This is a genomic window from Curvibacter sp. CHRR-16 (assembly GCF_018474005.1).
In the GTDB taxonomy this organism is placed as follows: domain Bacteria; phylum Pseudomonadota; class Gammaproteobacteria; order Burkholderiales; family Burkholderiaceae_C; genus Allorhodoferax.
In genome coordinates, this window is sequence record NZ_JAHCSH010000002.1 from 518,904 (window position 1) to 544,720 (window position 25,817).

Annotated in this window: 31 protein-coding genes; 13 read left to right on the forward strand and 18 right to left on the reverse strand. The window is 56.9% G+C overall.

Features of this window, described 5'->3' with window-relative positions; translation table 11 throughout:
• Nucleotides 1-33: 33 nt before the first annotated feature.
• Genes KIK84_RS05995 through KIK84_RS06015 form a run of 5 tightly spaced genes read right to left on the reverse strand, consistent with a single transcriptional unit; the run spans nucleotide 34 to nucleotide 3,795 of the window.
• A complete protein-coding gene (locus KIK84_RS05995; RefSeq protein WP_214122122.1) occupies nucleotides 34-2,289 on the reverse strand; it encodes a methyl-accepting chemotaxis protein in 2,256 nt (751 codons plus the stop codon).
• 12 nt (nucleotides 2,290-2,301) lie between these two features.
• Nucleotides 2,302-2,826 (reverse strand): chemotaxis protein CheW, encoded by a 525-nt coding sequence (locus tag KIK84_RS06000; protein WP_214122123.1) that lies wholly within the window; start codon nucleotides 2,824-2,826, stop codon nucleotides 2,302-2,304.
• A 12-nt stretch (nucleotides 2,827-2,838) separates the two neighbouring features.
• Nucleotides 2,839-3,204 carry a response regulator gene (locus tag KIK84_RS06005; protein WP_214122124.1) on the reverse strand — a complete coding sequence of 122 codons (366 nt, stop codon included), beginning with the start codon at nucleotides 3,202-3,204 and terminating at the stop codon, nucleotides 2,839-2,841.
• 2 nt (nucleotides 3,205-3,206) lie between these two features.
• The gene (locus KIK84_RS06010; RefSeq protein ID WP_502757539.1) at nucleotides 3,207-3,602 is read right to left on the reverse strand and encodes a response regulator; all 396 of its coding nucleotides are present in this window, start codon (nucleotides 3,600-3,602) and stop codon (nucleotides 3,207-3,209) included.
• Between the two features lie 40 nt (nucleotides 3,603-3,642).
• Nucleotides 3,643-3,795, reverse strand: coding sequence for a rubredoxin (locus KIK84_RS06015; RefSeq protein WP_250207823.1), 153 nt, complete (start codon nucleotides 3,793-3,795; stop codon nucleotides 3,643-3,645).
• Nucleotides 3,796-3,904: 109 nt separating this feature from the next.
• Here KIK84_RS06015 and thiD point away from each other — a divergent pair, with 109 nt between their 5' ends.
• Both thiD and hemL read left to right on the forward strand, forming a co-directional pair.
• Nucleotides 3,905-4,819 carry a bifunctional hydroxymethylpyrimidine kinase/phosphomethylpyrimidine kinase gene (gene thiD / locus KIK84_RS06020; protein ID WP_214122126.1) on the forward strand — a complete coding sequence of 305 codons (915 nt, stop codon included), beginning with the start codon at nucleotides 3,905-3,907 and terminating at the stop codon, nucleotides 4,817-4,819.
• Nucleotides 4,820-4,833: 14 nt separating this feature from the next.
• Nucleotides 4,834-6,135, forward strand: a complete 1,302-nt coding sequence (gene hemL / locus KIK84_RS06025; protein ID WP_214122127.1) for a glutamate-1-semialdehyde 2,1-aminomutase — start codon at nucleotides 4,834-4,836, stop codon at nucleotides 6,133-6,135.
• A gap of 43 nt (nucleotides 6,136-6,178) precedes the next feature.
• On the opposite strand, the gene ruvB is transcribed toward hemL, so the two are convergent.
• Nucleotides 6,179-7,240, reverse strand: coding sequence for a Holliday junction branch migration DNA helicase RuvB (ruvB, locus tag KIK84_RS06030; protein ID WP_214122128.1), 1,062 nt, complete (start codon nucleotides 7,238-7,240; stop codon nucleotides 6,179-6,181).
• A 112-nt stretch (nucleotides 7,241-7,352) separates the two neighbouring features.
• On the opposite strand from ruvB, the gene KIK84_RS06035 reads away from it, so the two are divergent.
• Nucleotides 7,353-8,423, forward strand: a complete 1,071-nt coding sequence (locus tag KIK84_RS06035) for a carbonic anhydrase (protein ID WP_214122129.1) — start codon at nucleotides 7,353-7,355, stop codon at nucleotides 8,421-8,423.
• 11 nt (nucleotides 8,424-8,434) lie between these two features.
• Here KIK84_RS06035 and ruvA read toward each other — a convergent pair whose 3' ends face one another.
• Together ruvA and KIK84_RS06045 are read right to left on the reverse strand one after the other, a co-directional pair.
• Nucleotides 8,435-9,013, reverse strand: coding sequence for a Holliday junction branch migration protein RuvA (gene ruvA, locus KIK84_RS06040; RefSeq protein ID WP_214122130.1), 579 nt, complete (start codon nucleotides 9,011-9,013; stop codon nucleotides 8,435-8,437).
• Between the two features lie 48 nt (nucleotides 9,014-9,061).
• Entirely contained in the window at nucleotides 9,062-10,318 is a 1,257-nt protein-coding gene (locus KIK84_RS06045; RefSeq protein WP_214122131.1) for a hypothetical protein, read from the reverse strand.
• Nucleotides 10,319-10,390: 72 nt separating this feature from the next.
• On the opposite strand from KIK84_RS06045, the gene KIK84_RS06050 reads away from it, so the two are divergent.
• Both KIK84_RS06050 and KIK84_RS06055 read left to right on the forward strand, forming a co-directional pair.
• The gene (locus tag KIK84_RS06050; protein WP_214122132.1) at nucleotides 10,391-11,425 is read left to right on the forward strand and encodes a PhoH family protein; all 1,035 of its coding nucleotides are present in this window, start codon (nucleotides 10,391-10,393) and stop codon (nucleotides 11,423-11,425) included.
• Nucleotides 11,426-11,440: 15 nt separating this feature from the next.
• Nucleotides 11,441-12,346: a heparin lyase I family protein gene (locus tag KIK84_RS06055; protein ID WP_214122133.1), complete on the forward strand. Its 906-nt coding sequence runs from the start codon at nucleotides 11,441-11,443 to the stop codon at nucleotides 12,344-12,346.
• A 55-nt stretch (nucleotides 12,347-12,401) separates the two neighbouring features.
• Here KIK84_RS06055 and KIK84_RS06060 read toward each other — a convergent pair whose 3' ends face one another.
• Nucleotides 12,402-12,776: a cytochrome b562 gene (locus tag KIK84_RS06060; protein WP_214122134.1), complete on the reverse strand. Its 375-nt coding sequence runs from the start codon at nucleotides 12,774-12,776 to the stop codon at nucleotides 12,402-12,404.
• Between the two features lie 149 nt (nucleotides 12,777-12,925).
• Between KIK84_RS06060 and KIK84_RS06065 the strand changes: the two genes are divergently transcribed.
• From KIK84_RS06065 to KIK84_RS06075, 3 genes are all read left to right on the forward strand, one after another.
• On the forward strand, nucleotides 12,926-13,504 hold the full coding sequence (locus KIK84_RS06065) for a cytochrome b (protein ID WP_214122135.1): 579 nt from the start codon (nucleotides 12,926-12,928) through the stop codon (nucleotides 13,502-13,504).
• Between the two features lie 23 nt (nucleotides 13,505-13,527).
• On the forward strand, nucleotides 13,528-13,980 hold the full coding sequence (ybeY, locus tag KIK84_RS06070) for an rRNA maturation RNase YbeY (protein ID WP_214122136.1): 453 nt from the start codon (nucleotides 13,528-13,530) through the stop codon (nucleotides 13,978-13,980).
• Between the two features lie 181 nt (nucleotides 13,981-14,161).
• Entirely contained in the window at nucleotides 14,162-14,533 is a 372-nt protein-coding gene (locus KIK84_RS06075; protein ID WP_214122137.1) for a hypothetical protein, read from the forward strand.
• Between the two features lie 12 nt (nucleotides 14,534-14,545).
• Here KIK84_RS06075 and dtd read toward each other — a convergent pair whose 3' ends face one another.
• Both dtd and tyrS read right to left on the reverse strand, forming a co-directional pair.
• Nucleotides 14,546-15,010 carry a D-aminoacyl-tRNA deacylase gene (gene dtd, locus KIK84_RS06080; RefSeq protein ID WP_214122138.1) on the reverse strand — a complete coding sequence of 155 codons (465 nt, stop codon included), beginning with the start codon at nucleotides 15,008-15,010 and terminating at the stop codon, nucleotides 14,546-14,548.
• Nucleotides 15,011-15,025: 15 nt separating this feature from the next.
• Nucleotides 15,026-16,276, reverse strand: a complete 1,251-nt coding sequence (tyrS, locus tag KIK84_RS06085; protein ID WP_214122139.1) for a tyrosine--tRNA ligase — start codon at nucleotides 16,274-16,276, stop codon at nucleotides 15,026-15,028.
• Nucleotides 16,277-16,352: 76 nt separating this feature from the next.
• Between tyrS and KIK84_RS06090 the strand changes: the two genes are divergently transcribed.
• Complete coding sequence (locus tag KIK84_RS06090) at nucleotides 16,353-17,501, forward strand: anhydro-N-acetylmuramic acid kinase (protein WP_214122140.1); 1,149 nt, start codon at nucleotides 16,353-16,355, stop codon at nucleotides 17,499-17,501.
• Here KIK84_RS06090 and erpA read toward each other — a convergent pair whose 3' ends face one another.
• The 5 genes from erpA to rplM all read right to left on the reverse strand — a co-directional run bounded on the left by erpA (nucleotide 17,502) and on the right by rplM (nucleotide 20,032).
• Nucleotides 17,502-17,867: an iron-sulfur cluster insertion protein ErpA gene (gene erpA / locus KIK84_RS06095; RefSeq protein ID WP_214122141.1), complete on the reverse strand. Its 366-nt coding sequence runs from the start codon at nucleotides 17,865-17,867 to the stop codon at nucleotides 17,502-17,504.
• A 39-nt stretch (nucleotides 17,868-17,906) separates the two neighbouring features.
• On the reverse strand, nucleotides 17,907-18,302 hold the full coding sequence (locus tag KIK84_RS06100) for a bactofilin family protein (protein ID WP_214122142.1): 396 nt from the start codon (nucleotides 18,300-18,302) through the stop codon (nucleotides 17,907-17,909).
• Between the two features lie 22 nt (nucleotides 18,303-18,324).
• Nucleotides 18,325-19,059: a DUF6776 family protein gene (locus KIK84_RS06105; RefSeq protein ID WP_250207775.1), complete on the reverse strand. Its 735-nt coding sequence runs from the start codon at nucleotides 19,057-19,059 to the stop codon at nucleotides 18,325-18,327.
• 141 nt (nucleotides 19,060-19,200) lie between these two features.
• On the reverse strand, nucleotides 19,201-19,593 hold the full coding sequence (gene rpsI / locus KIK84_RS06110) for a 30S ribosomal protein S9 (RefSeq protein WP_214122143.1): 393 nt from the start codon (nucleotides 19,591-19,593) through the stop codon (nucleotides 19,201-19,203).
• 10 nt (nucleotides 19,594-19,603) lie between these two features.
• A complete protein-coding gene (rplM, locus tag KIK84_RS06115) occupies nucleotides 19,604-20,032 on the reverse strand; it encodes a 50S ribosomal protein L13 (protein WP_214122144.1) in 429 nt (142 codons plus the stop codon).
• A gap of 205 nt (nucleotides 20,033-20,237) precedes the next feature.
• Here rplM and KIK84_RS06120 point away from each other — a divergent pair, with 205 nt between their 5' ends.
• The 4 genes from KIK84_RS06120 (at nucleotide 20,238) to KIK84_RS06135 (ending at nucleotide 24,060) form a co-directional block, all read left to right on the forward strand.
• Nucleotides 20,238-21,113 carry a 23S rRNA (adenine(2030)-N(6))-methyltransferase RlmJ gene (locus tag KIK84_RS06120; RefSeq protein ID WP_214122145.1) on the forward strand — a complete coding sequence of 292 codons (876 nt, stop codon included), beginning with the start codon at nucleotides 20,238-20,240 and terminating at the stop codon, nucleotides 21,111-21,113.
• 80 nt (nucleotides 21,114-21,193) lie between these two features.
• Nucleotides 21,194-21,991 (forward strand): MipA/OmpV family protein, encoded by a 798-nt coding sequence (locus KIK84_RS06125; RefSeq protein ID WP_214122146.1) that lies wholly within the window; start codon nucleotides 21,194-21,196, stop codon nucleotides 21,989-21,991.
• 16 nt (nucleotides 21,992-22,007) lie between these two features.
• Nucleotides 22,008-22,679, forward strand: coding sequence for a response regulator transcription factor (locus tag KIK84_RS06130; RefSeq protein ID WP_214122147.1), 672 nt, complete (start codon nucleotides 22,008-22,010; stop codon nucleotides 22,677-22,679).
• Entirely contained in the window at nucleotides 22,663-24,060 is a 1,398-nt protein-coding gene (locus tag KIK84_RS06135; RefSeq protein ID WP_214122148.1) for a sensor histidine kinase, read from the forward strand. The genes KIK84_RS06130 and KIK84_RS06135 overlap by 17 nt, the downstream gene beginning before the upstream one ends.
• Here KIK84_RS06135 and metF read toward each other — a convergent pair.
• Together metF and KIK84_RS06145 are read right to left on the reverse strand one after the other, a co-directional pair.
• Nucleotides 24,051-24,938, reverse strand: a complete 888-nt coding sequence (gene metF, locus KIK84_RS06140) for a methylenetetrahydrofolate reductase [NAD(P)H] (protein ID WP_214122149.1) — start codon at nucleotides 24,936-24,938, stop codon at nucleotides 24,051-24,053. The two genes, KIK84_RS06135 and metF, sit on opposite strands and share 10 nt — an antisense overlap.
• Before the next feature lie 34 nt (nucleotides 24,939-24,972).
• Entirely contained in the window at nucleotides 24,973-25,812 is an 840-nt protein-coding gene (locus tag KIK84_RS06145; RefSeq protein ID WP_214122150.1) for a TlyA family RNA methyltransferase, read from the reverse strand.
• Nucleotides 25,813-25,817: the final 5 nt, after the last annotated feature.

Sequence of the window (25,817 nt, forward strand, 5' to 3'; positions counted from 1 at the left end):
GCTCAGGCTCTCCTGGTTAGCGGCTGTCGAAAATTAAGCAATCTTGAAACGGGCTACCGATTGGCGCAGGTCTTCCGCCATGCGCGAGAGTTCTCGCACTTGGTTGGCAGTCAGCTTGGTACCTTCACCAGTTTGTTCCGTCACGGCAAAAATGTGCTGAATGCTGTTGGCCACGCCGTTGGCCAACTCCGCTTCACGCGAAGCAGAATTCGAAATTTGTTCAATCAACTCAGCAACTTGGCGTGACACCCTGTCAATTTCTGCCAAGGCTGTACCCGCATTGTCAGACAGCTTGGCCCCTTCAACCACCCCCATGGTCGAACGTTCCATAGCGCCAATCGCATCTTGCGTATCGGTTTGAATGGCCTTCACCAGTACAGCAATCTGTTTGGCCGCTTCGGCAGAACGCTCGGCCAAACGCTGCACTTCTTCGGCCACCACCGAGAAGCCACGCCCTGCCTCACCAGCAGAAGCAGCCTGAATGGCAGCATTGAGCGCCAAAACGTTGGTCTGCTCAGTAATGTCAGAAATCAGCTCGGTGATTTCACCAATCTCTTGAGACGACTCACCCAGTCGCTTGATGCGTTTGGCAGTGTCTTGAATTTGATCGCGAATGGTGTTCATACCACCGATCGCGTTTTGCACCGCCTGCAAGCCTGACTCGGCGGCTTGCAAAGAGCGGCGCGCGACTTGCGCAGATTCTTGCGCTTGGCTGGACATATTGTTAATACGGCTGGCCATTTCCACCACCGAGTTGCCCGTGGCGCGGATTTCATGCAACTGTTCATTGGAAGCTGCCAACAGTTCGGTCGACGTGGCATCCACTTCCGATGTTGTCCGGGCCACACGAGAAGCCGTGTTTTGCACGTTAGATACCAACAAGCGCAACTCTTCCACGGTGTAGTTCACCGAATCGGCAATCGCCCCCGTAATGTCTTCCGTCACCGTCGCTTCTTGGGTCAAATCACCCTCAGCCACTGTTTGCAACTCGTTCATCAAGCGCAGAATGGCTGCTTGGTTGGCATCATTGACGCGCTTGGCTTCTTGCTCTTGACTTTCCGCTTCCAAGCGCTGTTGCTCCGCCAAAATTTGGCGGCGACGGCTTTCTTGAATCTGCACATACGACAAGCCACCTGCACAGGTCAACGCAAACAGCGCAACGACAACCATGGCCACTAACGCGCGAGGGTCAATACCGGCGCGATCAGACAACTGGACTTGCAAATCCTCCAAATTGCGGCGCAGTGGCTCACTGTCCGCAATGATGATGGACTCCGCCTCACGTGCAGCAACCAAACCCTGCAAGTTACCCAAAATGGCTCCCGCTTGCACTCGGGTGTCTTCGTAGGTTTTGAGCAAGCTCTGTAGCTGCTCACGCAGTACGGAATCTTTGGGCGCGGCGATTTTCAACTCGGCGCTGCCATTGAGCAAAGCCTCCGCCACTTCTTTGAAAGTATTCAAGTCTTTACCCAACAAAAAGACCGCTTCCGGGCTCACGCCCTCAGCAGTCAAGAACTCGTTGGATGACTTACCGATACGCTGCGTCAGCATGACCAACTGCCCCACGGCTGAAATTTCTGTCGCAGGCGCGTTTTGTTGCAGTTTGAGAGAAGAGACGCCTTCCGCAATTTCCAGCAAATCAGCAGACTGACGGTTAATCAAGCGCAATGCGGAGCCAATTTGGGTCAGCATCTTTTGTTGGCCCAAAATGACCGATGCGTTCTTGGATGCCCGTTGCACCAAAGGATTGATCTTGACCAACTCGGGTTGCATGTCCTCATCCAATGCGTCCAAGGACATGCTCGGATCACCTTTACCCAAACCAGCCACAGACTTGGAAAGGATCTCAACACTTTCAGACACGTCTGGGAAGGCCTGCGCACTCCCCACCACTGCCTGTGTTACCGATTTGGCCAACCGTTGCGACTGCAGCAAGGCCTGACCCAGCGCACCTTGCTGCAAAGCAATTTTGTTGGATTGGCTAAGCACCAGCACAACAAAAGCCGACAACACCAACAAAGACACAGCCAACAAGACCAACAGCACGCGGTTGTGCTGGGCTGCTGTGCGCTTACCCAACAAAGGCACAGACACCACATCAGCCACCAGATCCTCTGCGGGAACATCATCCACAGCCGCACTCAGCGGTACTTGACGTGTTCTCACATCCGATGCTCCAGAAAACCCATCTAGCGAATCAGACGGAACACCCAAACTAACACGCGAGTCGGTATCCAACTCTTCAGGCGCTTTGGCGAAACGGGATTTCAGCTTATCGAGCAATGACATGTGAACCTACCTTTAATACGAAGCGCTGATATTCAAAAACTCTGGGGTTTGGGCCAAGGCGCGCAAATTCACCTCTTGCCATGACACCCCACTTTTATCGACGAAGATTGAACCCATGTACGGCATGTGCTCTTGCTGCGTTGGCGTTGAAGACACAAAATCATCTGCTCCACGCAACCCCTCCAAGCTATCGACACGCAACGCACTGTTCAAATCCAGAGCACCGTTGAGTGTGACCACGCTAGCCTCGGATCCAATCGCCGCTTGGGTAGATGACTCCCCTATAAATGCCGCGAAGTCCACCACCCCATAGAGACGGCCTCGGATATTGGTGACGCCACAAAACCATGCTTGGGCATAAGGCACCCCCTGCGGCTGGGTGTAGGGAACGATCTCCCCCGACTGCGCCAGTGGTAACAGGAAATGTCGATTTGCAGCCTTCACTGCTAGCCACGCAACAGAAACCCCTGTTCGCGCATCTTGCAAACGGGTTGCCAGCCTTGCCTGCAGATCACGAAGTGCTTGCCGATCAGACATTCAACACCCCTGTTAGCCAAGGGCTTGGATTTTGGACAGCAATTCAGCCGGATCCACGGGCTTGGTGATGTAGTCCTTGGCACCTTGGCGCATACCCCAAACGCGGTCTGTCTCCAAATTCTTGCTCGTACAAATGATGATGGGAATGTGGGCGTACTCTGGACTGCGATTGATCGAGCGGGTCAACTGGAATCCATTCTGTCCAGGCATAACCACATCCATCAGGATCAAATCAGGGACCTCTTCTGTCAAACGCTTGAGCGCATCGTCAGCATTTTCTGCCGTACGAACGGTGAATCCGTTCTTTTGCAACGTTTCCGTCAAGAACAACAATTCAGTTTTGGAATCATCCACGACTAATACTTTTTTAATGGCCATTTTTATTCTCCTTGTATTGCTGTACCAAACTGCTGAACAGCTTGCAGCAACTGGTCTTTGGTAAATGGTTTAGTCAAGTAGTCTTGGGCTCCCACCATGCGACCTCGCGCCTTATCAAAGACGCCATCCTTGGATGAGAGCATGACTACTGGAACACCAGAAAACTGGGGGTTGCGGCGGATGATGGCGCAGGTTTGATATCCATCCAAACGGGGCATCAAGATATCGCAAAAGATCAAATTGGGATGGTAATCATTGACCTTGGACAATGCATCAAAACCATCATCGGCCAGCATCACTTCATGGCCACCCTGCTTCAAAAATATCTCCGCACTACGGCGAATGGTGTTGCTGTCATCGATAACCAACACCTTGTATGTACGGGGGGCACCATTCACGTTGATCTACTCCTCGTGGAACCGCAACCAAAATCCAAGCTTAGATTTGCACCATCTCAAAATCTTCCTTGCGCGCAGCGCATTCAGGACACACCCAGTTCATGGGCACATCTTCCCAGCGGGTGCCGGGCGCAATTCCGTGCTCAGGATCGCCTGTGGCTTCGTCATAAATCCACCCGCAAATCAAGCACATCCAAGTTTTGAAATCAGTCACAGCTTATAGGGCCTTCGAATAGAATGCAACGATTGTATAGATGTGACTGTAGCTACTAAACATCTATAAGGCTTGAGAAATTTCGCACATGAACGACTCCCCTGCACCCTCTCCCGACACAGAAGCTGCAGGTCAATCTGCATGCGTTATGTGCTTTAACAGCAACGACCCTGTCGGTGCCACTGGCCTTGCAGCCGATCTACTCACAGTTGCCTCCATGGGTGGACATACCTTGCCTGTATGTGCAGGCACTTACGTGCGCGACACCGCTGAGATCATGGCGCACTACCCTCTGGAAGACGAGGCGATTGGTGAACAAGCTCGCTTAGCACTGGAAGATATTGCAGTGCAGATGTTCAAGGTGGGTTTTGTAGGCAGCATGGACAATATCAGCGCCATTGCAGAGCTGGCTTCGGACTACGCCGACACCCCGCTGTTGCTCTACATGCCCGACTTATCTTGGTGGCAAGATGACCGCATCGACCAGTACCAAGATGCTTGCCAAGAATTGTTGCTGCCCTTGGCTTCTGTGTTGGTTGGAAGCTACAACACCTTGGTACGCTGGCTGCTTCCCGACTGGGATGCAAGCAAACCAGCCTCCCCACGCGACATCGCCCGAGCGGCTGATGCACTGGGTGTGCCCTACACCGTACTGACAGGCTGGAGCAGCGACAACCAACACTTGGACATCTTGCTCTGCACCCCCAATGCCACACTGACTTCGCAATCCGTAGAGCGTTTGGACTCCAGCTTTATTGGTGCTGGCGACACATTCAGCGCCGCCTTGGCTGCGTTACTGGCCACAGGCTCGGAAATCGTCGAAGCCGTCAACGAAGCCAGTGCCTACTTGCAGCAAACCTTGGATGGCGGCTTTCGCCTTGGCATGGGGCATTTGCTACCCGACCACCTGTTTTGGGCCCAGGCTGAAACCGACGAGGAGGATGACGACAACGGCAGCCTTCCCCTCGACATTGATATGCCCCCCAACGCCACCCGACACTAAACCACAGACCCTTTATGAGCGACCGTAACCAAGACTTGTTCGAGCGCGCCAAGCGCGTCATTCCCGGCGGCGTGAACTCCCCCGTGCGTGCCTTCAAAGCCGTTGGCGGCACTCCCCGCTTTGTGCAGCGCGCCCAAGGTGCCTACTTTTGGGATGCCAACGGCAAGCAGTACATCGACTACATCGGCTCGTGGGGGCCGATGATTCTGGGCCACGGCCACCCTGCCGTGCTCGAAGCGGTGCAGACTGCTGCACGCGAAGGCTTCTCGTTTGGCGCACCGACTGAGCGCGAAGTGGAACTGGCTGAAGCCATCCTAGAGCACCTGCCCAGCATGGATATGGTGCGCTTGGTCAGTAGTGGCACCGAGGCCGGCATGAGCGCCATCCGTGTGGCACGAGGTGCCACCGGACGCAACAAAATCGTCAAATTTGAAGGCTGTTACCACGGCCATGCCGATGCCTTGCTGGTAAAAGCTGGCTCTGGTTTGGCCACTTTTGGCACCGCCACCAGCGCTGGGGTGCCGCCCGAAGTGGTGCAGCACACCCTGGTGCTGGAGTACAACAACGTCCAGCAGTTGGAAGAGGCTTTTGCCCTGCATGGCGCGGACATTGCCTGCCTGATCATCGAACCCATTGCGGGCAACATGAACTTTGTGCGCGCCAGCGTGCCCTTTATGCAGCGCTGCCGCGAACTGTGCACCCGCCACGGCAGCGTGCTGGTACTCGACGAAGTGATGACTGGCTTTCGCGTGGCCCTCGGCAGCGCCCAAAGCCTGTACGCCCAAGCCATTCCTGGCTTTGAGCCGGACATGACCGTGCTGGGCAAAGTCATTGGTGGTGGCATGCCCCTCGCAGCCTTTGGCGGCAAACGCGCCTTGATGGAAAACCTCGCCCCCTTGGGTGGCGTCTACCAAGCAGGCACCCTGTCTGGCAACCCGGTGGCCACGGCGTGCGGATTGGCCACGCTGCGTGAAATCAGCCGCCCCGGCTTTTACGAAGAGCTGGGCCGAAAAACAAAAGCCCTCGTCAACGGACTGCAAGCAGCAGCGACGCAAGCCGGCGTTGCTTTTAGCACCGACAGCCAAGGCGGCATGTTTGGCTTCTTCCTGATGCCCGATCTGCCACAAAACTACAGCACCGTGATGCGCACCGATTCGGCCCGTTTCAACACCCTGTTCCACGGCCTGCTCGAGCGTGGTGTGTACATTGCTCCGGCGCTGTATGAAGCAGGCTTTGTCAGCGCAGCCCACACCGATGCCGATATCGCAGCCAGCGTGCAAGCCGCTGCGGAATGCTTTCGATTGCTATCAAATTAATAGCTGCGCCAGCAATACAGACGGGCTCTAGAGCCCGTTTTCATCAATCACCCAACAAATCCACCGAGGGTGCGCTGGGTGCGGTGACGCCCAAGTGGCGGTAGGCGGCCAGCGTCGCCGTGCGACCGCGCGGGGTGCGCTGCAAATAACCTTGCTGAATCAAATACGGCTCGATCACATCCTCGATGGTCTCGCGCTCCTCGCCAATACTGGCAGCGATGTTGTCCAGCCCCACCGGGCCGCCATCAAAGCGGTGGATCACTGCCTCTAGCAGCTTGCGGTCCATCAGGTCAAAGCCTTGTGGATCCACATCGAGCATGGCCAGCGCGTGGTTGGCCATGTCCAGCGTGATGCGCCCAGAACCTTTCACATCGGCGTAATCGCGCACGCGGCGCAGCAAGCGGTTGGCAATGCGCGGCGTGCCACGGGAGCGGCGGGCTATCTCAAAGCTGCCGTCTTCTTCTATCGGTACGCCCAGCAGACCGGCGCTGCGGGTGACGATGCGCTGCAGCTCCTCGGCGGTGTAAAACTCCAGCCGCGAGACGATGCCAAAGCGATCGCGCAGCGGGTTGGTGAGCATGCCCGCGCGCGTGGTGGCACCCACCAAGGTGAAAGGCTGCAAGTCCAGCTTGATGCTGCGCGCCGCAGGCCCCTCCCCGATCATGATGTCGATCTTGTAGTCCTCCAGCGCTGGGTAGAGGATTTCCTCCACCACCGGGCTCAAGCGGTGAATCTCGTCGATGAACAGCACATCGTTGCGCTCCAAATTGGTCAGCAGTGCCGCCAAGTCTTTGGGCTTTTCCAGCACCGGGCCGCTGGTTTGGCGCAGGTTCACGCCCAACTCACTGGCAATGATGTGCGAGAGCGTGGTCTTGCCCAAGCCAGGCGGGCCAAACAGCAGCACGTGGTCGAGCGCCTCACCGCGCTTTTTGGCTGCGCCGATGAATATCTCCAGCTGCTCGCGCACTTTGCTTTGGCCCACGTATTCCTGCAGCCATTTGGGGCGCAAGGCACGCTCTTGCGCCTCCTCGCTGTTGGATACGGGGGCGGCGGACACCATGCGCTGGGGCGGCACGGGGGCAAAATCATCGGTCTGGATACTCACGCTTACAACACCTGTAGTCTGTGGGATGGCACTATATATTGCCCACGCCTAGCTGGCTCAAGCTGGGCGTGAAGTTGCCGATAGCTAAGCTGATTGACGAAAGGCTACGCCCATGCGCACCACCCGCACTTCTTTGTGTATTCCCCTGCTGGCCCGCCACAAACTGCTGCGCACCGCAACCCTGTTGGTGCTGTGTGGCATCGTGGTGTATGCCAGAGCCGCCGAACCCAGCAGCAAAAAAGCCCCGGTAGAAGGCGTGCTGGAAAGCACTTCGGCCAACACCCCGGAAGACGTGGGCAACCAGTTGCGCCAAGCCTTGGGTCTGCCCATCAAAGGCAAAAAAGCCCTCACCATCGAAGTCAACAGCGGTGCAGGCAAAGCCAGCGGCAGTGGAGCCACGGAAAACCTCAAAAGTACCCCCGGCACGGTAAGCAAAGCTGCTGCACGCGCCAAAGCCCTGGCACTGGCCAGCAACGAACAAGAAGTGAGCAGCCACGGGGAAGTGCATTGGAGCTACGAAGGCGACACAGGCCCGGCCAAATGGGCGCAGCTCAAGCCTGAATTCAACCTGTGCGCGATTGGCAAACGCCAGTCGCCCATCAATATCGATGAGGAAGTGACTCTCAAAGGCCCTGCCGAGCCATTGCGTTTTAACTACGTGCCCAGCAGCGCCACCGTGCTCAACAACGGCCACACCATCCAAGTGGATGTGCAGGGGGAAAACTTCATCACGGTGCGCGGCATGCGCTACCGGCTGGTGCAATTTCACTTCCACACCCCATCCGAAGAGCAAATCAATGGCCAGCGCTACGCCATGGTGGCGCACTTGGTGCACAAGAGCGAAGAAGGAGCCTTGGCCGTCGTAGCGGTGCTGCTGCAGCCCGGTGAGCCCAACCCCATGATCGACAAGGTCTGGACTTATATACCGCTGGATGTTGGCGACCAAGTGCGCATGCCACGCGACTTGCTCAACCTCAACGAACTGCTACCAACTGATCAGCGCTATTACCAATTCGTCGGCTCCCTGACCACGCCCCCCTGCACCGAAGGCGTGCTGTGGATGGTGCTCAAGCAGCCAGTGACCATCAGCCGTGCTCAGTACCGTCTGTTCACCCAGCTCTACAGCGGCAACGCGCGCCCCATTCAGCCACTCAATGGCCGTGTGGTGCGCGACGCCCAGTGAGCGCCAGTGGCTTATTTGGCCAAGGACTTGAGCGCCTGCTTGATGCCTTGGCTCACATCCACATCGCTAGGCAAAGCTTTGAGGGCAGCGGCAGCCTCCTTGTCGCTGTAACCCAGTGCTAGCAGGGCTTGCAGGATATCGCTCTGCGCTCCAGCAGGTGCCGCGCTGGCCCCTGCCCCGCCCAAGTCTGGCCCCAACTTGCCCTTGAGCTCCAGCAGCAATCGCTCTGCCGTTTTCTTGCCAATGCCGGGTACTTTGATCAAACGTCCCGCCTCTTGCTGGCTGACTGCCTGCGCCAAATCCCCCACCCCTAGGCCCGACAACACGGACAAGGCTGTACGCGGCCCTATGCCAGAGATTTTGATCAACTCCCGAAAGGCCGCACGCTCGGCATCACTGCCAAAGCCATAGAGCAACTGCGCGTCTTCGCGCACCACCATGTGGGTCAGCAGCGTGACGGTGTGCCCCAACTCAGGCAGGTTGTAAAAAGTGCTCATGGGCACATCCACTTCGTAGCCCACGCCGTGGCAGTCAATCAGCACCTGGGGAGGATTTTTGGCGATCAATGCGCCATGCAAACGTCCAATCATGGGTGCAAGCTTACCTGCATTGCCCCCAGAGCGCTGGAGTATTGCTACTCACTGGCACAGCGCTGTGCCACCGGCTGCGTAGTGTTGCTGCACTTTGGTGTAGAGCAAGCCCCCATCGGTTTCCAGGGTGGTTTGGTGGTCTTCACCCGCACCAAACAGCATGGCGACGATTTTGGCGTCAGCAACATCTCGCAGGTGGCTAAACAGATACTCCACCTTGTTGTCCTTGTAATGCTTGCTGGTGTTGTTCTGGCTGCTATTGCCCAAAGGCAATTGCCACAGCACCGTGGGCTTGTTCAGGCGCGTGGCCAACTCTTTGTTCCACGCCAAGTAAGCCGCCGCCGTGGTGTCGCTCCACCAGTGGCTAGCATCGTTGTACACCACTTCGTAGTAGCCCGCATCGCGATCCGAGGGGTCTGTGGCGATGAAGTCCCCATCGGTAGCCCCCAGTGCAGTCATGAAGGTTGCCAAAGACTGCGCATCCCCACTCACCCCCGATGTCCAAGGCGAGGCATGCAAGCCCACTGTGGCATTGGGGGCGTATTGCCGCACCATATGGATCATGCATTGCGCAAAACCCGTGGCGTTGTTGGCATAGCCCGCGCAGTCGGTGCTATTGCTGTCCGTGACCTTGGCCGGTATAGCGCTGGGGTTGCTGTTTTTGCTGCGCATATACCCCCACAAATCTGGCTCCACATGCAGCATGGCTTGGTTGTTGCCAATCTTTTGCAGCAAAAAGCGCCAGTCGTTGAAATACGCCGTCAGGAAAGTACTGTCATTGATCGCATCCACTTCAGTGAGCCCCTCGGACAACCCCGATCCTTTGAGCAACACGTAGTACGTGAACACGGGGATTTGCGCCCGCGTCACACCATTCCAACTGGCCGTTTGCGAACCACTGATATGGCGCTGGGCATACAAACCACCGGATACATTGTCTTCTTGCCAACTCCCCCACCAACCGTTGCAGCTACTGGCTATGGCATTGGTTTGGCAAGACAGTTGGTCAAAGCCACTGAATGCACCGGTCACCAAATAGCGGTAGCGCATGTCAAAAGGTGCTTTGTTGGCAGGGTTGGTTTGGCTGCTGTCACTGGGATCGTTCTCAGCAAAGCCCACCATGAGTTTGCTATTGCCCATAAAGCTGCAGTCATTGGCGGTCGTTCCAGACGTGCTAGCCACCCCACCTGCACCACCACCTCCAGCACCGTCAGCCCCACCGCAGCCAGCCAAAGCCAGCGCCAAGACACCTGCACTGGCGTACACCCGTTGTTTGCTTGCGAAGAATGCGGCACCCGACGCCATGGCTTTACCTTTTAAGAGGACAATCTGAAAAGACAGATGAATTTGTATTGATACCTAACTTTAGCGATACCCATGCTGCTGCGCTATACCTTTTCCCCACTAAACAACACCCGTCTGTCCCATTTGTGCGGGCCTACCGACAGCCATTTGCGTGCCATCGAAACAGCACTGGATGTACGCATTGCGCACCGGCATGAACAATTCAAGATTGAAGGGGCCAAAGCAGCCGCTCAGCGTGCATTGGAGATGCTGCAAGCGCTGTATGAAATGGCCGCGCACCCCATTGGGGCCGATACCGTGCAGCTCATGCTCAGCGGCGATGGCGCCCCCGACGACAGCGGCCCCACCTTGGCCACCCGCCGTGCCGATCTGAAACCGCGCAGTACCAACCAAGCCCGCTACTTGGACAACATTGCCGACTTTGACGTCACCTTTGGTATTGGACCTGCAGGCACGGGCAAAACCTACCTGGCCGTGGCCGCCGCAGTCGATGCCCTGCAGCGCAGCAGTGTGCAACGCATCATCCTGACGCGCCCAGCCGTGGAGGCTGGTGAGCGGCTGGGATTTTTACCGGGCGATTTAAACCAAAAGGTAGATCCGTACTTACGCCCCCTGTACGACGCGCTCTACGACTTGATGGGCTTTGAAGCCGTGCACAAAGCCTTTGAACGCCATGCGCTAGAGATTGCGCCCTTGGCATTCATGCGCGGGCGTACGCTCAACAATGCGTTTGTGATTTTGGACGAAGCCCAAAACACCACGCCCGAGCAAATGAAGATGTTCCTGACCCGCGTAGGTTTTGGGAGCAAAACTGTGATCACAGGCGACTTGACCCAAATTGACTTGCCCAAGGCGCAACTGAGTGGCTTGGTCGAGGCCGAACGCATCTTACGCCGGGTGCCCGGTGTGGCCTTCACCCACTTGACCAGTGCCGACATCGTGCGCCATCCCTTGGTGGCACGCATCGTGGATGCCTACGAGGCCGATCGACAAGCCAGTGCAGACTCCACAGCCCTGCCCCCCACCGACGCTTCCAGCGAAGACAAAGCCCGCAGTGGCTTGCCCAAAAAGAGAACACCGAGCAAACATCCAGTCCCGATTGGGTAAACAAGAATCCACACTATGTTTTTAAGCACCACAATCCGCGCATATTGCCTGTCATTGGCAGTGTTCCCATCTTTGTTTTTCGCAGGATGTGGAGGCGGCTCCTCTGACGGCTCCTCCAATACAACCAGCACAACTAGCGCGACCACCTCAGTAGAGACTCGTGGAGGTTTTGAATCGGGCACCGTATCGCCATTTAGCGTGTGCACCACGAAATCCCCCAACTCCGTCACCGTGATTTCGCCGTCCAGTGACTCGCTCAACACCAGCAGCAGCGGGGGAAGCAAGGTCGCGAAAGTTCAGTGGTATCAATCAGGGTATGACGGAACACGCATGACCAAAGGTGCCGAGTTGTGCAGCGATGCCGACACTGGGGTTGATACCGCCAAAGAGGCATGGATCGGTTTTATGTTTTATTTGCCATCCAGCTACCCCAGCGACAAAGAAGCAGGCCTCTTTCAATTATTTGAATCTGGCGGTTGCTCCTCGTGGGCCGGCATGTTGATCATCGTGAACGACAGCCTTCGCATTTCCCACAGAGGCAATTGCGCTAGCACGACGCAAACCACCATTGTCACTAGCCTACAGCGAGATGCTTGGATACCCGTTGTCGTTCACATGGTTGCCTCACAAGCATCCGCAGGAACGGTACAGGTATGGGTTGGCGATAGTGCAACGCAGTCTTCCCCGACTTACTCTGCAACGGGGATTAATTTTGGCTTTGGCACGTGGAACACCACCACAGACACTCTGGCGTCGGACAGCCACATTTATTTCAAATTTGGTCAATACAACTACGACACAGCGAACTACACGAGTGGCGAGTCTCGCGTCACGTATTACGACAATATCCACATCATCGCCAGTGAGCGTAGTGATGGATGGACGGCGGTTCATCCCACGCAAAGTGGCGTTACTTTTTAATTGCGATGTATTTGCACGTACCTGCGCAGTGGCAGGTACGTGGGCATGAGCTGTCTCAGTCCAGCTTTTTGTGGTATTCCTTCTTGATAGGATCAGTTTTGGCCAACTCATCTTTGGCACCCGCCAAATTGTTGGCGCTGACTTGGACGGCTACCGCGTCAAGTTGCTTTTGCAGTTTTTGTTGTCCTTCGTTGAACAAGGGTTGGTTTTCTTTCCATTGCATCCCTGCAATACGCTTGGCGCTGTCCTGTACTTTCTTGAAGCTATCCGCAAACTCAGGCATGGTTTGACTAGCCATAGCTGCTTTGTAGGCTCTGGCCATTTCTTTCATACTGTCCTTTACTTCGCTGGCATAAACAGCCGTGCTGGCCGCAGCAGCCAACAGGGCAAATGCTGCATGACGGCGCAAAATGTGAATCGACAAAGGCATAGTGCAATCCTTTCGGTGTTATCGCAGTTGGGGAAAATGCATTCTAGAAATGCTTTATTAAGCCAGCCTTAATGCCTGCGCTGAAAGGCAGACAAAGGTGATACAGAGAAGTACAGTGCGCGCATTCCTCAACGAATGCGTCGATTGTTATGCAACACACCACTTCTACCCCCCGTACCACCTATGACGGACTGAGCCGTTTATTGCACTGGATCACGGCACTGGCCGTTCTCGTGGCCTTCGTTTTGGGGCCAGAGGGATTTGGCCGCCTCGTCTCTGACGGGGAAGACCCCGCACAACACATCGGCATCGTTTTGCACGAAACCTTGGGCATGCTGGTGCTGGCACTTACCGTAGTGCGCTTGCTGTGGGCCACTGTGCGCCCCAGTGCGCCCCATTTGGCACTGGCACCTGCTATGCACTACGGGGCTTTGGTGGTGCGCTTGGCTCTGTGGGTTTTGCTCTTGGCACTGCCTATTACAGCCTTGTTCACCCTGGCAAGCGAAGGCTACCCGCTCACATTGCTGGGTGGGCTGCGTATAGACGAAATGCCATGGCTAGCCCAACTGGGCGTTACCGACATGCTGGACTGGGGCGATGTGCACAGCTTTTTAGGCGACACAATCATGGTTCTGGCTGGCCTGCATGCAGTAGCTGCGATTTTTCACCATGCCGTTCTCAAGGACGGCGTGCTGGTATCGATGCTGCCTTGGCTGGATAAAAAATAACCTCCTTTGCTTCGCACCACACCATGCTGCCCTCGCTGACTTTGTCACTCCAGTTCGCCCGTTTCGATGCTGCCAGCCTACACCGCGCAACCCTGCCTCGCGCCCAAGTAACGCGCTGGATACGGCATGCCCTCGAATGCGACGGTGAAATCACGGTGCGCATCGTGGATGCCGACGAAGGACAATCCCTCAACCGCGAGTACCGCCAAAAAGACTACGCCACCAACGTGCTAACGTTTGACTACGCGCAAGAGCCCATGGTGTGTGCTGACTTGGTTCTGTGCGCACCGGTAGTAGAACGCGAAGCCCGCGAGCAAGACAAAGACTTGCGGGCCCACTATGCCCATCTCATCGTGCACGGCACTTTGCACGCACAAGGCTGGGATCACGAGACCAGTGAAGAAGAAGCCGAGGCCATGGAAGCACAGGAAATTGCCATCCTTGCTGGCTTGGGCTTTGACAACCCCTACCGCTGATTTTTTGCTCGTTACGCCTCACGAAATGCCCACCCCCTGTGGCAGTTGGAGCACCCCGAAGACCCGGGCTTGCGTATGCGGCACTGACGAAATAAAGGGGGAAAACGCCTCTTAAGTCTCGATTGCGATGGTCGATATAGAGGTGAAATAGCAGCTATCCGTATTGAAGGCATCGTTAACCATGGACATCACCAGCAGCACCAGCGCACCGTTGGATCGTAGCTCGTCCATAGCTACCAGCCAACGCAGTATTTCCAGTTCTGCCCCTTCGAATCCCGCTTCTTTCAGCGACTCGGCGCCTATGGCCGATCGCGCATCTATCAGTGATGAAGCCCGCAGCAAATTGGCAGAAGAAGACAACCTTGCCGCAGAAGGGCAAGACCCCAACGCCACACCCGGCGCAAAGCCGTCGGAAACCAAAAAGTTTGTCTACGGAACCTTGGGACTTGATCGCCCCTCCGAAAAAGTTGAAGAAGCCCCCAAAGACGGCTATACATATGGTCGCTTTGCTGCTGCAGGCATCACCTTGGCAGCGCTGATCGCGCTGGTTTAAACCCCAAGCACTTTAAGCGGGAGGCGCTACCCGCATCGGGATGGTGATGGGGCCATCATTGACCAACTCCACCTGCATATCGGCAGCAAACTGCCCACTCGCCACCACGCTGTGGCGGCCAGCGGCTTGCTGCACCACATAGTCATACAAACGCCGCCCCTCATCAGGCGCTGCGGCTTGCCCAAAGCTGGGGCGATTGCCCCCACTGGTGTCGGCCGCCAGGGTGAACTGGCTCACCAGCAGCAAACCGCCGTGCGAGCCCCTGCCATCCACGTCCTGCACGCAACGGTTCATCTTGCCAGCCTCGTCGCTGAAGATGCGCAGCTTGAGCAATTTGTCCAATAGCTTGTCTGCCTGTGCCAATGTGTCGCCACGCTCGGCGCACAGCAGCACCAACAGGCCCTGGCCGATGGCGCCTAGCTCTTGGCCAGCCACGGTCACACGGGCACGCCGAACACGTTGCACCAAAGCCAACACAGTGCGATGCCCTATTTAAGCCAACGTGACGCGGGCAAACTTGCGCTTACCCACTTGCAGCACATAGGTGCCAGCCGCTAGCTTGAGACCTTTGTCACTGACTACAGAGCCATCCACACGCACCCCCCCGCCATCGATGAGGCGGTTGCCCTCGCTGGTCGATGCGGCCAAATTGGCCATCTTGAGCAATACGGCGATGCCTTGCGCTCCCCCCCCCTCGGCCAGTGGCAGATTGACTTCGGCAATCTCATCCGGAATACCGCCCTTGCTGCGATTGATGAAATCCTGCTCCGCCGCATCGGCTGCTGCCGCGTTGTGGAAACGGGTGGTGATCTCCTTGGCCAGCATGACCTTGGCGTCCTTGGGGTTGCGTCCAGCTTGCACCTCGGCCTTGAGTGCAGTAATCGCAGCCTCACTCTGAAAGCTGAGCAAGGTGAACCACTTCCACATCAACTCGTCGGAGATGGAAAGCACCTTGGCGAACATGGTATTGGCATCTTCGCTGATGCCCACGTAGTTGTTCTTGCTCTTGGACATCTTGTCCACGCCGTCCAGTCCTTCAAGCAGCGGCATGGTCAAAATGCATTGGGGTTCTTGACCGTACTCCTGCTGCAAATGGCGCCCCATGAGCAGGTTGAATTTTTGGTCGGTTCCGCCCAACTCCAAGTCCGACTGCAAGGCCACCGAATCGTAGCCCTGCATCAGCGGGTAGAGAAATTCGTGCACGGCAATCGAGGTGCCTGCCGTGAAGCGTTGGTGAAAATCGTTGCGCTCCATCATGCGGGCCACGGTGTACTTGGCCGCAAGTTGGATCATGCCGCGCGCGCCCAGCGGATCGCTCCACTCACTGTTGTAGCGGATTTCAGTCTTGGCCGGGTCGAGCACCAAACTGGCCTGTTTGTAGTAAGTCTCCGCATTCTGTTTGATCTGCTCAGCAGTCAATGGTGGGCGGGTGGTGTTGCGCCCCGAGGGGTCTCCAATCATGCTGGTGAAGTCGCCGATCAGAAAAATGACGGTATGCCCCAAATCCTGCAGCTGGCGCATTTTGTTGAGCACAACGGTATGGCCCAAGTGGATGTCTGGCGCTGTCGGATCCAAGCCCAGCTTGATGCGCAAAGGCTTTCCTGTGGCTTGAGACTTTTGCAGTTTTTTCACCCAATCGTCTTGGGGAATGAGTTCATCGCACCCACGCAGGGTAACGGCCAGTGCTTCGCGCACGCGGTCACTGAGCGGCGCTGCTAAGGATTGCTCGGGAGAGGCTTGCATACGTATTCTTTTCGCAGGGGAAGGCCGTGATTCTATGCGCCACAATCAAGGCCTTCTTGTGCCTCCCAAACGACCCATGCGCTCTCTCTATATTGGCTTGATGACAGGCACCTCGTTAGACGGGGTGGATGCGACCTTGGTTGACTTTTCCACCAGCGAGCCCCATGTGCTGGGTCACATCACCGTGGATTACCCCGCTGATTTGCGCAGCACCTTCACGGAACTCAATAGCCCTGGAAACAACGAATTGCACCGAGCAGCGCTGGCAGGCAATGCACTGGCTCGCCTGTATGCACAAGCCGTACAGCAACTGCTAGACCAATGCGGCTGCACTGCCAGCCAAGTGCAAGCCATAGGCGCGCATGGCCAAACCATACGCCACCAGCCTCATGCATGGGATGGTACGGGTTACACCCTGCAAATCAACCAGCCCGCTTTGCTGGCCGAATTGAGTGGTATCGACGTGGTGGCGGACTTTCGCAGCCGTGACATTGCGGCAGGTGGCCAAGGCGCACCCCTAGTACCGCCGTTTCACGCCAGCGTGTGGGGGCGCATCGATGCCACAGTCGCCGTGCTCAACTGGGGGGGCATTGCCAATGTGTCCTTGCTGCCTCGTCTCGCTGGGGCCCATACACCGCCTGTGCTGGGCTTTGATTGCGGCCCAGCCAACACCCTGCTAGACCAATGGTGCCAACGCCATACAGGGCAGGTTTATGACGCGGGAGGTCACTGGGCTGCATCCGGCCAAGTACACCAAGGCTTGCTAGAGCAGATGCTGCAAGAGCCATTTTTTGCGCGTCCTGCCCCCAAAAGCACCGGGCGCGACTTATTCCACTTGGATTGGCTTGACCAGCACTTGTCCAACTGGCCTGCAATAGCCCCCGCCGATGTGCAAGCCACTTTGGCCGAACTCACCGCCATCAGCAGCGCGCAAGCAATTGCCCACCATGCGATGCAAACGCGGGAAGTGATAGTGTGTGGTGGGGGGGCCTACAACCTGCACCTGCTGGCGCGCTTGCAACAGAATTTGGAACGGTTACTGGGACAGGCATCGGGCAAAGTGCTTGTGATCCCATCCGATGCACGTGGCATCCCTGCGCAGCAAGTGGAAGCGGTTGCGTTTGCATGGCTGGCTTGGCGGCATGTGTTGCGCCAGCCTGCCAGTTGGCCCAGCGTCACCGGCGCACATGGCGCACGGGTACTGGGCGCTCTGTACCCTGCTTGATTAAACCGAGAACGAGGAACCACAACCACAAGTGGTAGTGGCGTTGGGGTTCTTGATGACGAACTGGGCACCTTGCAGATCTTCTTTGTAGTCGATCTCTGCACCCACCAAATACTGGTAGCTCATCGCATCAATCAACAAAGAAACACCGTTCTTGGTCATCGTGGTGTCGTCTTCGTTGGCGATTTCATCAAAAGTGAAACCGTATTGAAAGCCCGAGCAACCACCACCTTGCACAAACACACGCAACTTCAAATCAGGGTTACCCTCTTCAGCAATCAGATCTGCCACTTTGGCAGCAGCACTGTCGGTAAAGACGATGGGAGCGGGCATTTCAGCCACAACAGCTTGCTCTACAGCGCTCATAAAACTCTCCTAAAACGGTCAACTATTGACCGCATTGTCTCACTGATTGTTTGCCGCTAGTTTGAGTGTGGGCTTTTCCTCGATATCAAGCAGTGGACGCAGCTGACCGGAGATCAACGCGCCTTGGTGCATTTCCAAAGCGGTGTACTCCACATCACCTTCAATACGGGCTTTGGACTGCAACTCCAACATCTGGCGCGCATGCACAGGGCCTTTGACCGCGCCATTCAAGATGATGTGATCGGCTACCACCATGCCCGTGATGCGCGCTGTCTCTGAAATCAAGAGCATGCTGGGCACACCATCTTGCGCCTTGACATCGCCATGGATTACACCATCCACACGCATGCCATCGGCGAACTGGATGTTGCCGTTGATCTCAGTCGTTTCAGCGATCAGGCTTCTGATAGCGGGTTGCTTGTTTTTATTGAACATCGTGCAATCCTTACATCAAGATTCACAGTTTCTGGGTCTGCGTGGCGCGTACGCCGCCACCGTCAAGGACACGAACAGTAACACTTTTCAATACCACTTGGGAAGGTATCGTCACCCTTCCTTCGACACGGCCATATTTGTTGATTTTGATTGCCTGCCCCCCATCTGGCAAACCAGCCGTCCATGGTTTAGCGTCTTGCACGCCAGCAAATACCACTTCGAGCTTGCCACTGAATTCCGGGGCTCCACGCACGGGCTGGATGATCATCACCTGCCACTTGTACTGCCCCTCTTCCACCTTATCGACTTGGATGCCACGAATCGACAACGCTGTAGTGTTGCTGGCAGGTATGAGTTTTTCAAAAAAACCCAAGTCATCGCGTAAAGATTGGTTTTGCGCCTCCAACTGCTTGACTTGCTCCTCTAGCTTTGTGCGCGAGGCCTTTTCTGTCGCAACCAAGGTATCGGCCGTATTGGCGATGGACTGGGCCTCATCACGCGCCTGTTTGGTGGTATCCAACTCGGTCTTGATCTCGCTGATTTCCTTCTTCAGACTTTGAATCTCATCTTTGGCATCGCGATCCAATCCTGCAATATCACGTCCCAGCTCGAAAGCCCACAAACCGATAGAGCAGCAAAAACCAAAAACAATCGCAATGATGGCCCAGCGAAAAGGCCACGGTAGTGCACTGCGCACCACCATACGGGGTGCACCTACTGTCAGGCGGCGGCGCCATGAACGCAAACGAATAGGCATGGGTGAGGTCTCCAACAGGACGCGCGATCATAGCCCCATGACACAAGCCCTTTTGGCACCCACTGCATAGAAGCAACAGGCAAAGAAAAAGCCGCTTGGGTGACCCCAAAGCGGCTTTTGTTGCCTGAGCAGGAAAGCGGATTAACGCTTGGAGAACTGCTTGCGGCGACGGGCGCTGTGCAGACCGACCTTTTTACGCTCGACTTCACGAGCGTCACGGGTCACGAAGCCAGCTTGGCTCAAGACAGGCTTGAGGTTGGCATCGTAGTCAATCAGAGCGCGGGTGATACCGTGACGGGCTGCACCGGCTTGACCGGATTCACCACCGCCGTGGACATTCACTTGGATGTCGAATGCTTCGAGCAAGTTGGTCAGAGCCAGGGGCTGCTTGACGATCATGATCGAGGTTTGACGGCCAAAGTATTGGGTCACGTCTTTACCGTTCACAGTGATCTTGCCGGAGCCTTTTTTCAGAAACACGCGGGCGACGCTGGATTTGCGACGGCCTGTGCCATTGTTCCATTCACCAATCATCTAAAGCTCCTTAGATTTCCAACACTTTGGGTTGCTGGGCAGTGTGTGGGTGCTCTGCACCACCGTACACCTTGAGCTTTTTGATCATGGCGTAACCCAGAGGGCCTTTGGGCAGCATGCCCTTGACAGCCTTCTCGAGTGCGCGGCCAGGATGCTTGGCTTGCAAGTCACGGAAGTTGGTAGCAGTGATACCACCGGGGAAACCGGAGTGACGGTAGTAGATCTTGTCCAAGTTCTTGGTGCCAGTGACCTTGAGTTTGGAAGCATTGATCACCACGATGTAGTCACCGGTATCAACGTGAGGTGTGTAAATGGCCTTGTGTTTGCCGCGCAGACGGAGTGCCACTTCGCTGGCGACACGTCCGAGCACCTTATCGGTGGCGTCAATCACAAACCACTCATGCACGACCTCAGCGGGTTTTGCGCTGAATGTAGACATGAAATTTCTCTTTCGAAAATGGTTTGGAGGGCTCTTTTCCACGGTCGGTTTTCCTCTGCTGGGAATCTCTTAGGTGGGTATAAACTCTTTGCCGCGGAGCCACAAAAGCGCTGCAAAAGCCCTCCATTATACAAAGCACCTAGCCAAACAGGCAAGCAACGCCCCGACGCCCTAAGCAGGGCCCGGTGCTTTACCATGCAGGGCTATGTTCAGTTACCGACACGCCTTTCACGCTGGCAACCATGCCGACGTGCTCAAGCACACCGCCTTACTGGCTGTGATGCGCTACCTCACCATCAAAGAGACCGCCCTGCAGATTGTGGACACCCACGCTGGCGCGGGTCTGTACCGCCTTGATGGCGACCACGCCCAAACCAGTGCTGAAGCGCAAGATGGCTTTCTGCGCCTGCTACAAGCTCCAGCAGCCCTGCCAGCTGGCTTGCAAGACTATGTGGACATGGTAGCCAGCTTCAACACGGCAGGCCAATGGAATGTGTACCCCGGATCCCCCTTCATCGTGCAGCGCACTTTGCGCTTGCAAGACCACCTCAAACTGTGTGAACTGCACCCTACCGATGGCAAAGCCTTGTCCACCAACATCGCCCAGTTGGATGCGGGCAAGCAAATCATGGTGCTGCGCGAAGACGGCTTCCCCGCTGTCAAACGCTTCATGCCGCCTCCCTCACGGCGCGGACTCTTGTTGGTAGATCCCAGCTACGAACTCAAACCCGACTACCACCGCGTGCATGAGTTGATCAGCGATTGCATGGTGCGCTTTGCCACCGGCACCTACATGGTGTGGTACCCCATCGTGCCGCGCTCCGAAGCACATGACCTGCCCAAGCGACTGCGCACCTTGGCCACCAAAGCTGGCAAACCGTGGGTACACGCAACGCTAACCGTCAAATCGAACAAACTGGTCGGCAACGACAACATGCCCAGCGGCGGTTTGCCTGCCAGCGGCGTGGTGGTGATCAACCCGCCCCACACGCTCAAAGCCACGCTCAAGGAATGCCTGCCCGTGATGGTCAAACTACTCAAACAAGACAGCAACGCCGCCTATACCCTGGAAGGGACATAGGCGCTTTTTTGCCAGTAAGAGTGTGGTAATAAACACCGTGGCAGCATTGGCCATCGCTTTTGCATACCCAAGGACGCTTTATGCACGCTGCTTTTTCTTACCGCCGCCAATCTACTGGACTAGTCGTTGCCATGCTCTGCGGCCATTTGGCGCTGATCGGCACAGCCCAAGCACAAGACGCTCCCGATATGCAGGAGAACAAGGACTCCTCATCGTGGAGCGTGGGAGTGATGGCGATGAGCAATACCAAGCCCTATAAAAACTTTGACAACAAAAACCAAATTTGGCCCTTGGTGACCTACGAAAACCGCTGGGTGCGTGTCATGGGGCCTGGCTTGGACGTGAAACTAGGACGCACGGGGTCTGTGTCGTATGCCCTTACGCTGTCTTATGCGGGCGATGGCTACCAATCCGGAGACTCTCCGTACTTGGCCGGTATGCACGACCGCAACAGCAGCGTATGGGTAGGCGGCAAAGTGCACTGGCGCAACGACTGGGCCAACATGGGGGCCACATGGCAAGGTGATGCATCCAGCTACAGCCAAGGGCAAAAATTTCAGCTCAGCATCGACAAACGGTTTGCCGCAGGCCCCATTGGCATCAGCCCCAAACTGGCGGTCACTTGGTTAGACAAAAACTACGTGGACTACTACTACGGCGTCACTGCCAGCGAGGTGCGCGCCGACAGGCCCAGCTATACCGGCAGTGCCACTACCAACACCGAATTGAGTATCCGTGTGGACTACCCCATCAGTCGAGCAGACATGGTTTTCCTGGACACGGGCGTCACGCGCTTTGGCAACGCTATACAAGACAGTCCACTGATTGATCGCAGCAGCGTAACGGCGGTGCGCATAGGCTACGTACACCGCTTCTAAGCATGGAGGCATTGGTATGCAACGCGTCTTGCTATTGGAAGACCATCCGCGCTTGTCCGCGCTGATCAAACGCGTATTGGCACAGTCTGGCATTGAGTGTGACTGTGTCGACAGCATAGAGGCCGCTTGGGTCGCCCTCGTAGAGCAAGACTATTCAGCCGCACTCATAGACAGAGGGCTTCCCGATGGCGATGGTGTGGACTTGCTCCGGCGCTTGCGCAGTCGGGGCAATCACCTACCCTGCCTGCTGCTCACGGCTCGTGATGCCTTGCACGACCGCATAGAAGGGCTGGAATCAGGGGCCGACGACTACCTGTGCAAACCCTTCCCCATGGTCGAGCTATTGGCCCGCACCCGGGCACTGCTGCGCAGACCCCCGGCGCAAATCCACATGGCACCGCACTATGGAGACATCCAACTGCACCCGGATCAACTGCAAATGGTTTGCGCAGAAAAAAGCGTCAACCTCCCGCGTGGGGAATTACAAATCATGCTCAGCCTGGTCAAAGCGGGCGGTCAGCCTGTGCGCCGCAGCGCCTTAGAGGCCGCCGCTTGGGGGCAAATGGAAGCCGTCACGCCCAATGCACTGGATGTGGCGCTGCACCGTTTGCGTCGCAAGCTGGAGAGCATTGGCTCTTCGGTAGAAATCGTGAATTTGCGCTCGATTGGCTATGCGCTTCATACCTAAGTCGTGGATCGGCAGCTTGGGCGCGCGCTTGCTCAGCGCGTATGTGCTGGCATGGTTGGCTACCGCCATCGTCTTTGGCGCGGTAGGCATGTGGGCTTTGCAAGGTGGCAACCTGCTCCTCAAGCACGGCATAGACAAAACCTTGGATCAGCTCAGCCAATATCTGGACTACAACGCACAAGGCCAGCCCTACATGAAACCACTGCCCGGCAACATGCAGTGGATCTTCCGTTCCGCCCCATTGGATGCCAGTTACCGCGTTTTCGACGCCCAAGGCAACACTTGGCTGTGGTCGTCCGACACCACGCGCCAACTGTGGGAGGCCAACCACATCAGCACCGATACCAGCAGCACCGCCCACACGGTGGTCATTGACGGCGTGAGCTTGCGCATGGCCTCGACACAGCTACCCGACAATGGACCCCAAACCCTGTGGCTACAAGTGGCCGTGAGCGAACGCCTGGCACGCATGCGACACGACGAGCTCAGCACCGCCTTTGTCAGCAGCATAGGCTTTGCCGTGCTGGTGTCCATCCTGCTGCTGGGTTTGGTACTGGGGTGGGGCGTACGCAAAATCGTGGCACCGATTCACAAAGCCTCTCAAGAAGCGCAAAACATCCAACCCAATGGCCCATGGAAAAGCCTCCATACCGATGGCCTGCCCAACGAAGTACTGCCTCTGGTGCAATCGTTCAACCAAGCCCTCAAACGTTTGGAACATGGCTTTGAGCGCCAACAACGGTTCTTGGCCGACGCCGCACACGAACTGAAAACCCCGCTGGCGCTGCTGCGCGCCAACATCGAGCTGGGCGAGACCGACCCTGCCGTATTGCTGCACGAACTCGACCACCTGACGCGCCAAGTACAGCAACTGCTGCTGTGGGCCGAAGTGAGCGAACTGCGCAGTTACCAGCTCGACGACATCCATGCCGATGTCGTCATCGCCGATGTGCTGCGCTTTCTCACCCCCTTATCCACCAAGCACCACGTGCAGCTTGAACTGGCGTACCACGACCCCAGCACACCACTGCATGCAGACCGCAGCGCCCTGTTTGTGCTGCTCAAAAATCTGGTGGAAAACGCCATCCATGTTGCGCCAACAGGCAGCGTGGTAACGGTAGAGCTAGATGCGCATGCCATACGCGTGCGCGACCAAGGGCCGGGCATTCCAGCGCCTTATTTGGGACGGGTTTTCGAGCGCTTTTGGCGAGTACCAGGTAGCCGTGAAGGTGGAGCAGGTCTTGGCCTGTCTATTTGCCATGAAATCGCCACCGCACACGGCTGGTCATTGAGCGCCCGCAACCTGCAACCGGGCGCTGAATTTGTCCTGCAGTGGAGCGCGCCTACAGCCGTGCCTGTAGACCCGAACCATCACCCCTGAAGCCAGCCCAAATCGCGGCAAATCGCCAGCGTGGGAGCGCTTTGGTTCATGGTGTAAAAGTGGATGGCCGGGGCACCACCAGCCAGTAGCTGCTCGCACAAGCTGGTCACCACCTCGTGGCCAAACGCCTTGATGGACGCCGTGTCATCGCCAAAACTTTGCAGGCGCAGTCGAATCCAGCGCGGGATTTCGGCACCGCACGCATCGGAAAACCGCATCAACTGGCTAGAGCTGGTAATGGGCATGATGCCGGGCACGATAGGCACAGAGGGCACGTCCAAGCCCAGTGCATCCAACTCCTCGACAAAGCGAAAGTAGGCGTCAGCGTTGTAGAAATACTGGGTAATGGCCGAGTTGGCCCCTGCGCGCACCTTGGTGGCAAAAGCCTGCAAATCGCTCGCGGGCGACTTGGCTTGCGGGTGCACCTCTGGGTAGGCTGCCACTTCGATGTGGAAGTGATCGCCGGTTTCGGCGCGGATAAAGGCCACCAAATCGCTGGCGTAGTGGAACGCACCACCGGCACCGTAGCCGCTGGGCAAATCACCACGCAAGGCCACCAAGCGCTTGACGCCCATGGCTTGGAGTTCCGCCAACTGCTCGCGCACACGCTCTTGTGTGGCCCCCACGCAGGAGAAGTGGGAAGCGGCGTCCACTCCTTCTGCCAAGATGGCGCGCACCGTGTTGAATGTGCCCTCTTGCGTAGAGCCCCCTGCGCCATAGGTTACCGAGCAAAACTCCGGCTTCAAGGCATACAGGGCTTGGCGCGCTTGCTGCAATTTGGCCGCGCCTTCGGGGGTTTTGGGTGGAAAAAACTCCAAGCTCAGCGGTGGGCGCTGAGCCACAGCGGCGCTGGTGGAGGGGTTGCTTGTCTGCGTCATACGGCAGTCCTTTATGCGTTGGTTCGTGTCGCCTTTAGGCTGGCACGCTGTCGCCGCGCTGGGCGGCGATGAAAAATTCTCGGTTGCCATCGCCTCCGGCGATGGGCGACTCCAGCCACGCTAGATGGTGCATACCCAGCTCAGCGCAGCAGACCTGCACGCGCTCTTGCACTTGGGTGTACAGCGCCGCATCGCGCACGATGCCACCTTTGCCAATCTGCCCCGGCTGCAACTCAAACTGGGGTTTGACCAAACTGAGCAAGCGCCCGCCAGAGCGCAGCAGCGGCAGCACGGCTGGCAGCACCAAGGTTTGGCTGATGAAAGACACATCCATCACCAGCACATCAAACGGAGGGGCAAAATTTTGCGCCGTGCCAGAGACGCTGTTTTGGATGCCTTTTTGGCCTGCAGAGCTTGCTGCATGCGCTATGAAAGCTATCAAATCTGTAGCAGACAGGTGGCGGGCGTTGGTATTTTCCAGCGCCAACACCCGGGCATCGGCCTGCAGTCGGGGGTGCAATTGGCCGCTGCCCACATCCAGCCCCAACACGCTGTGCGCGCCGTGCTGCAGCAGGCAATCGGTAAAGCCTCCGGTGCTTTGACCCACATCCAAACAGCGCAGCCCCGCGATCGACCAGCCCAAGCGCTGCAATGCCCCTTCGAGCTTGAGCCCGCCACGCGAGACGTAGCGTGCCTCTGCGGCGTCATGCAATTGCAGTTCAGCGGCTTGCGGCACCTCGTCGCCATTTTTGGCCACGCGCTGCCACTCGTCCGAGCCGGGCAAGCGCCACTGCACGCCTGCGGCAATGAGCCGCTGGGCTTGCGAGCGGCTGCTCGCCAGCCCTTGCTGCACCAGAAGTTGGTCGATACGCATCGTCG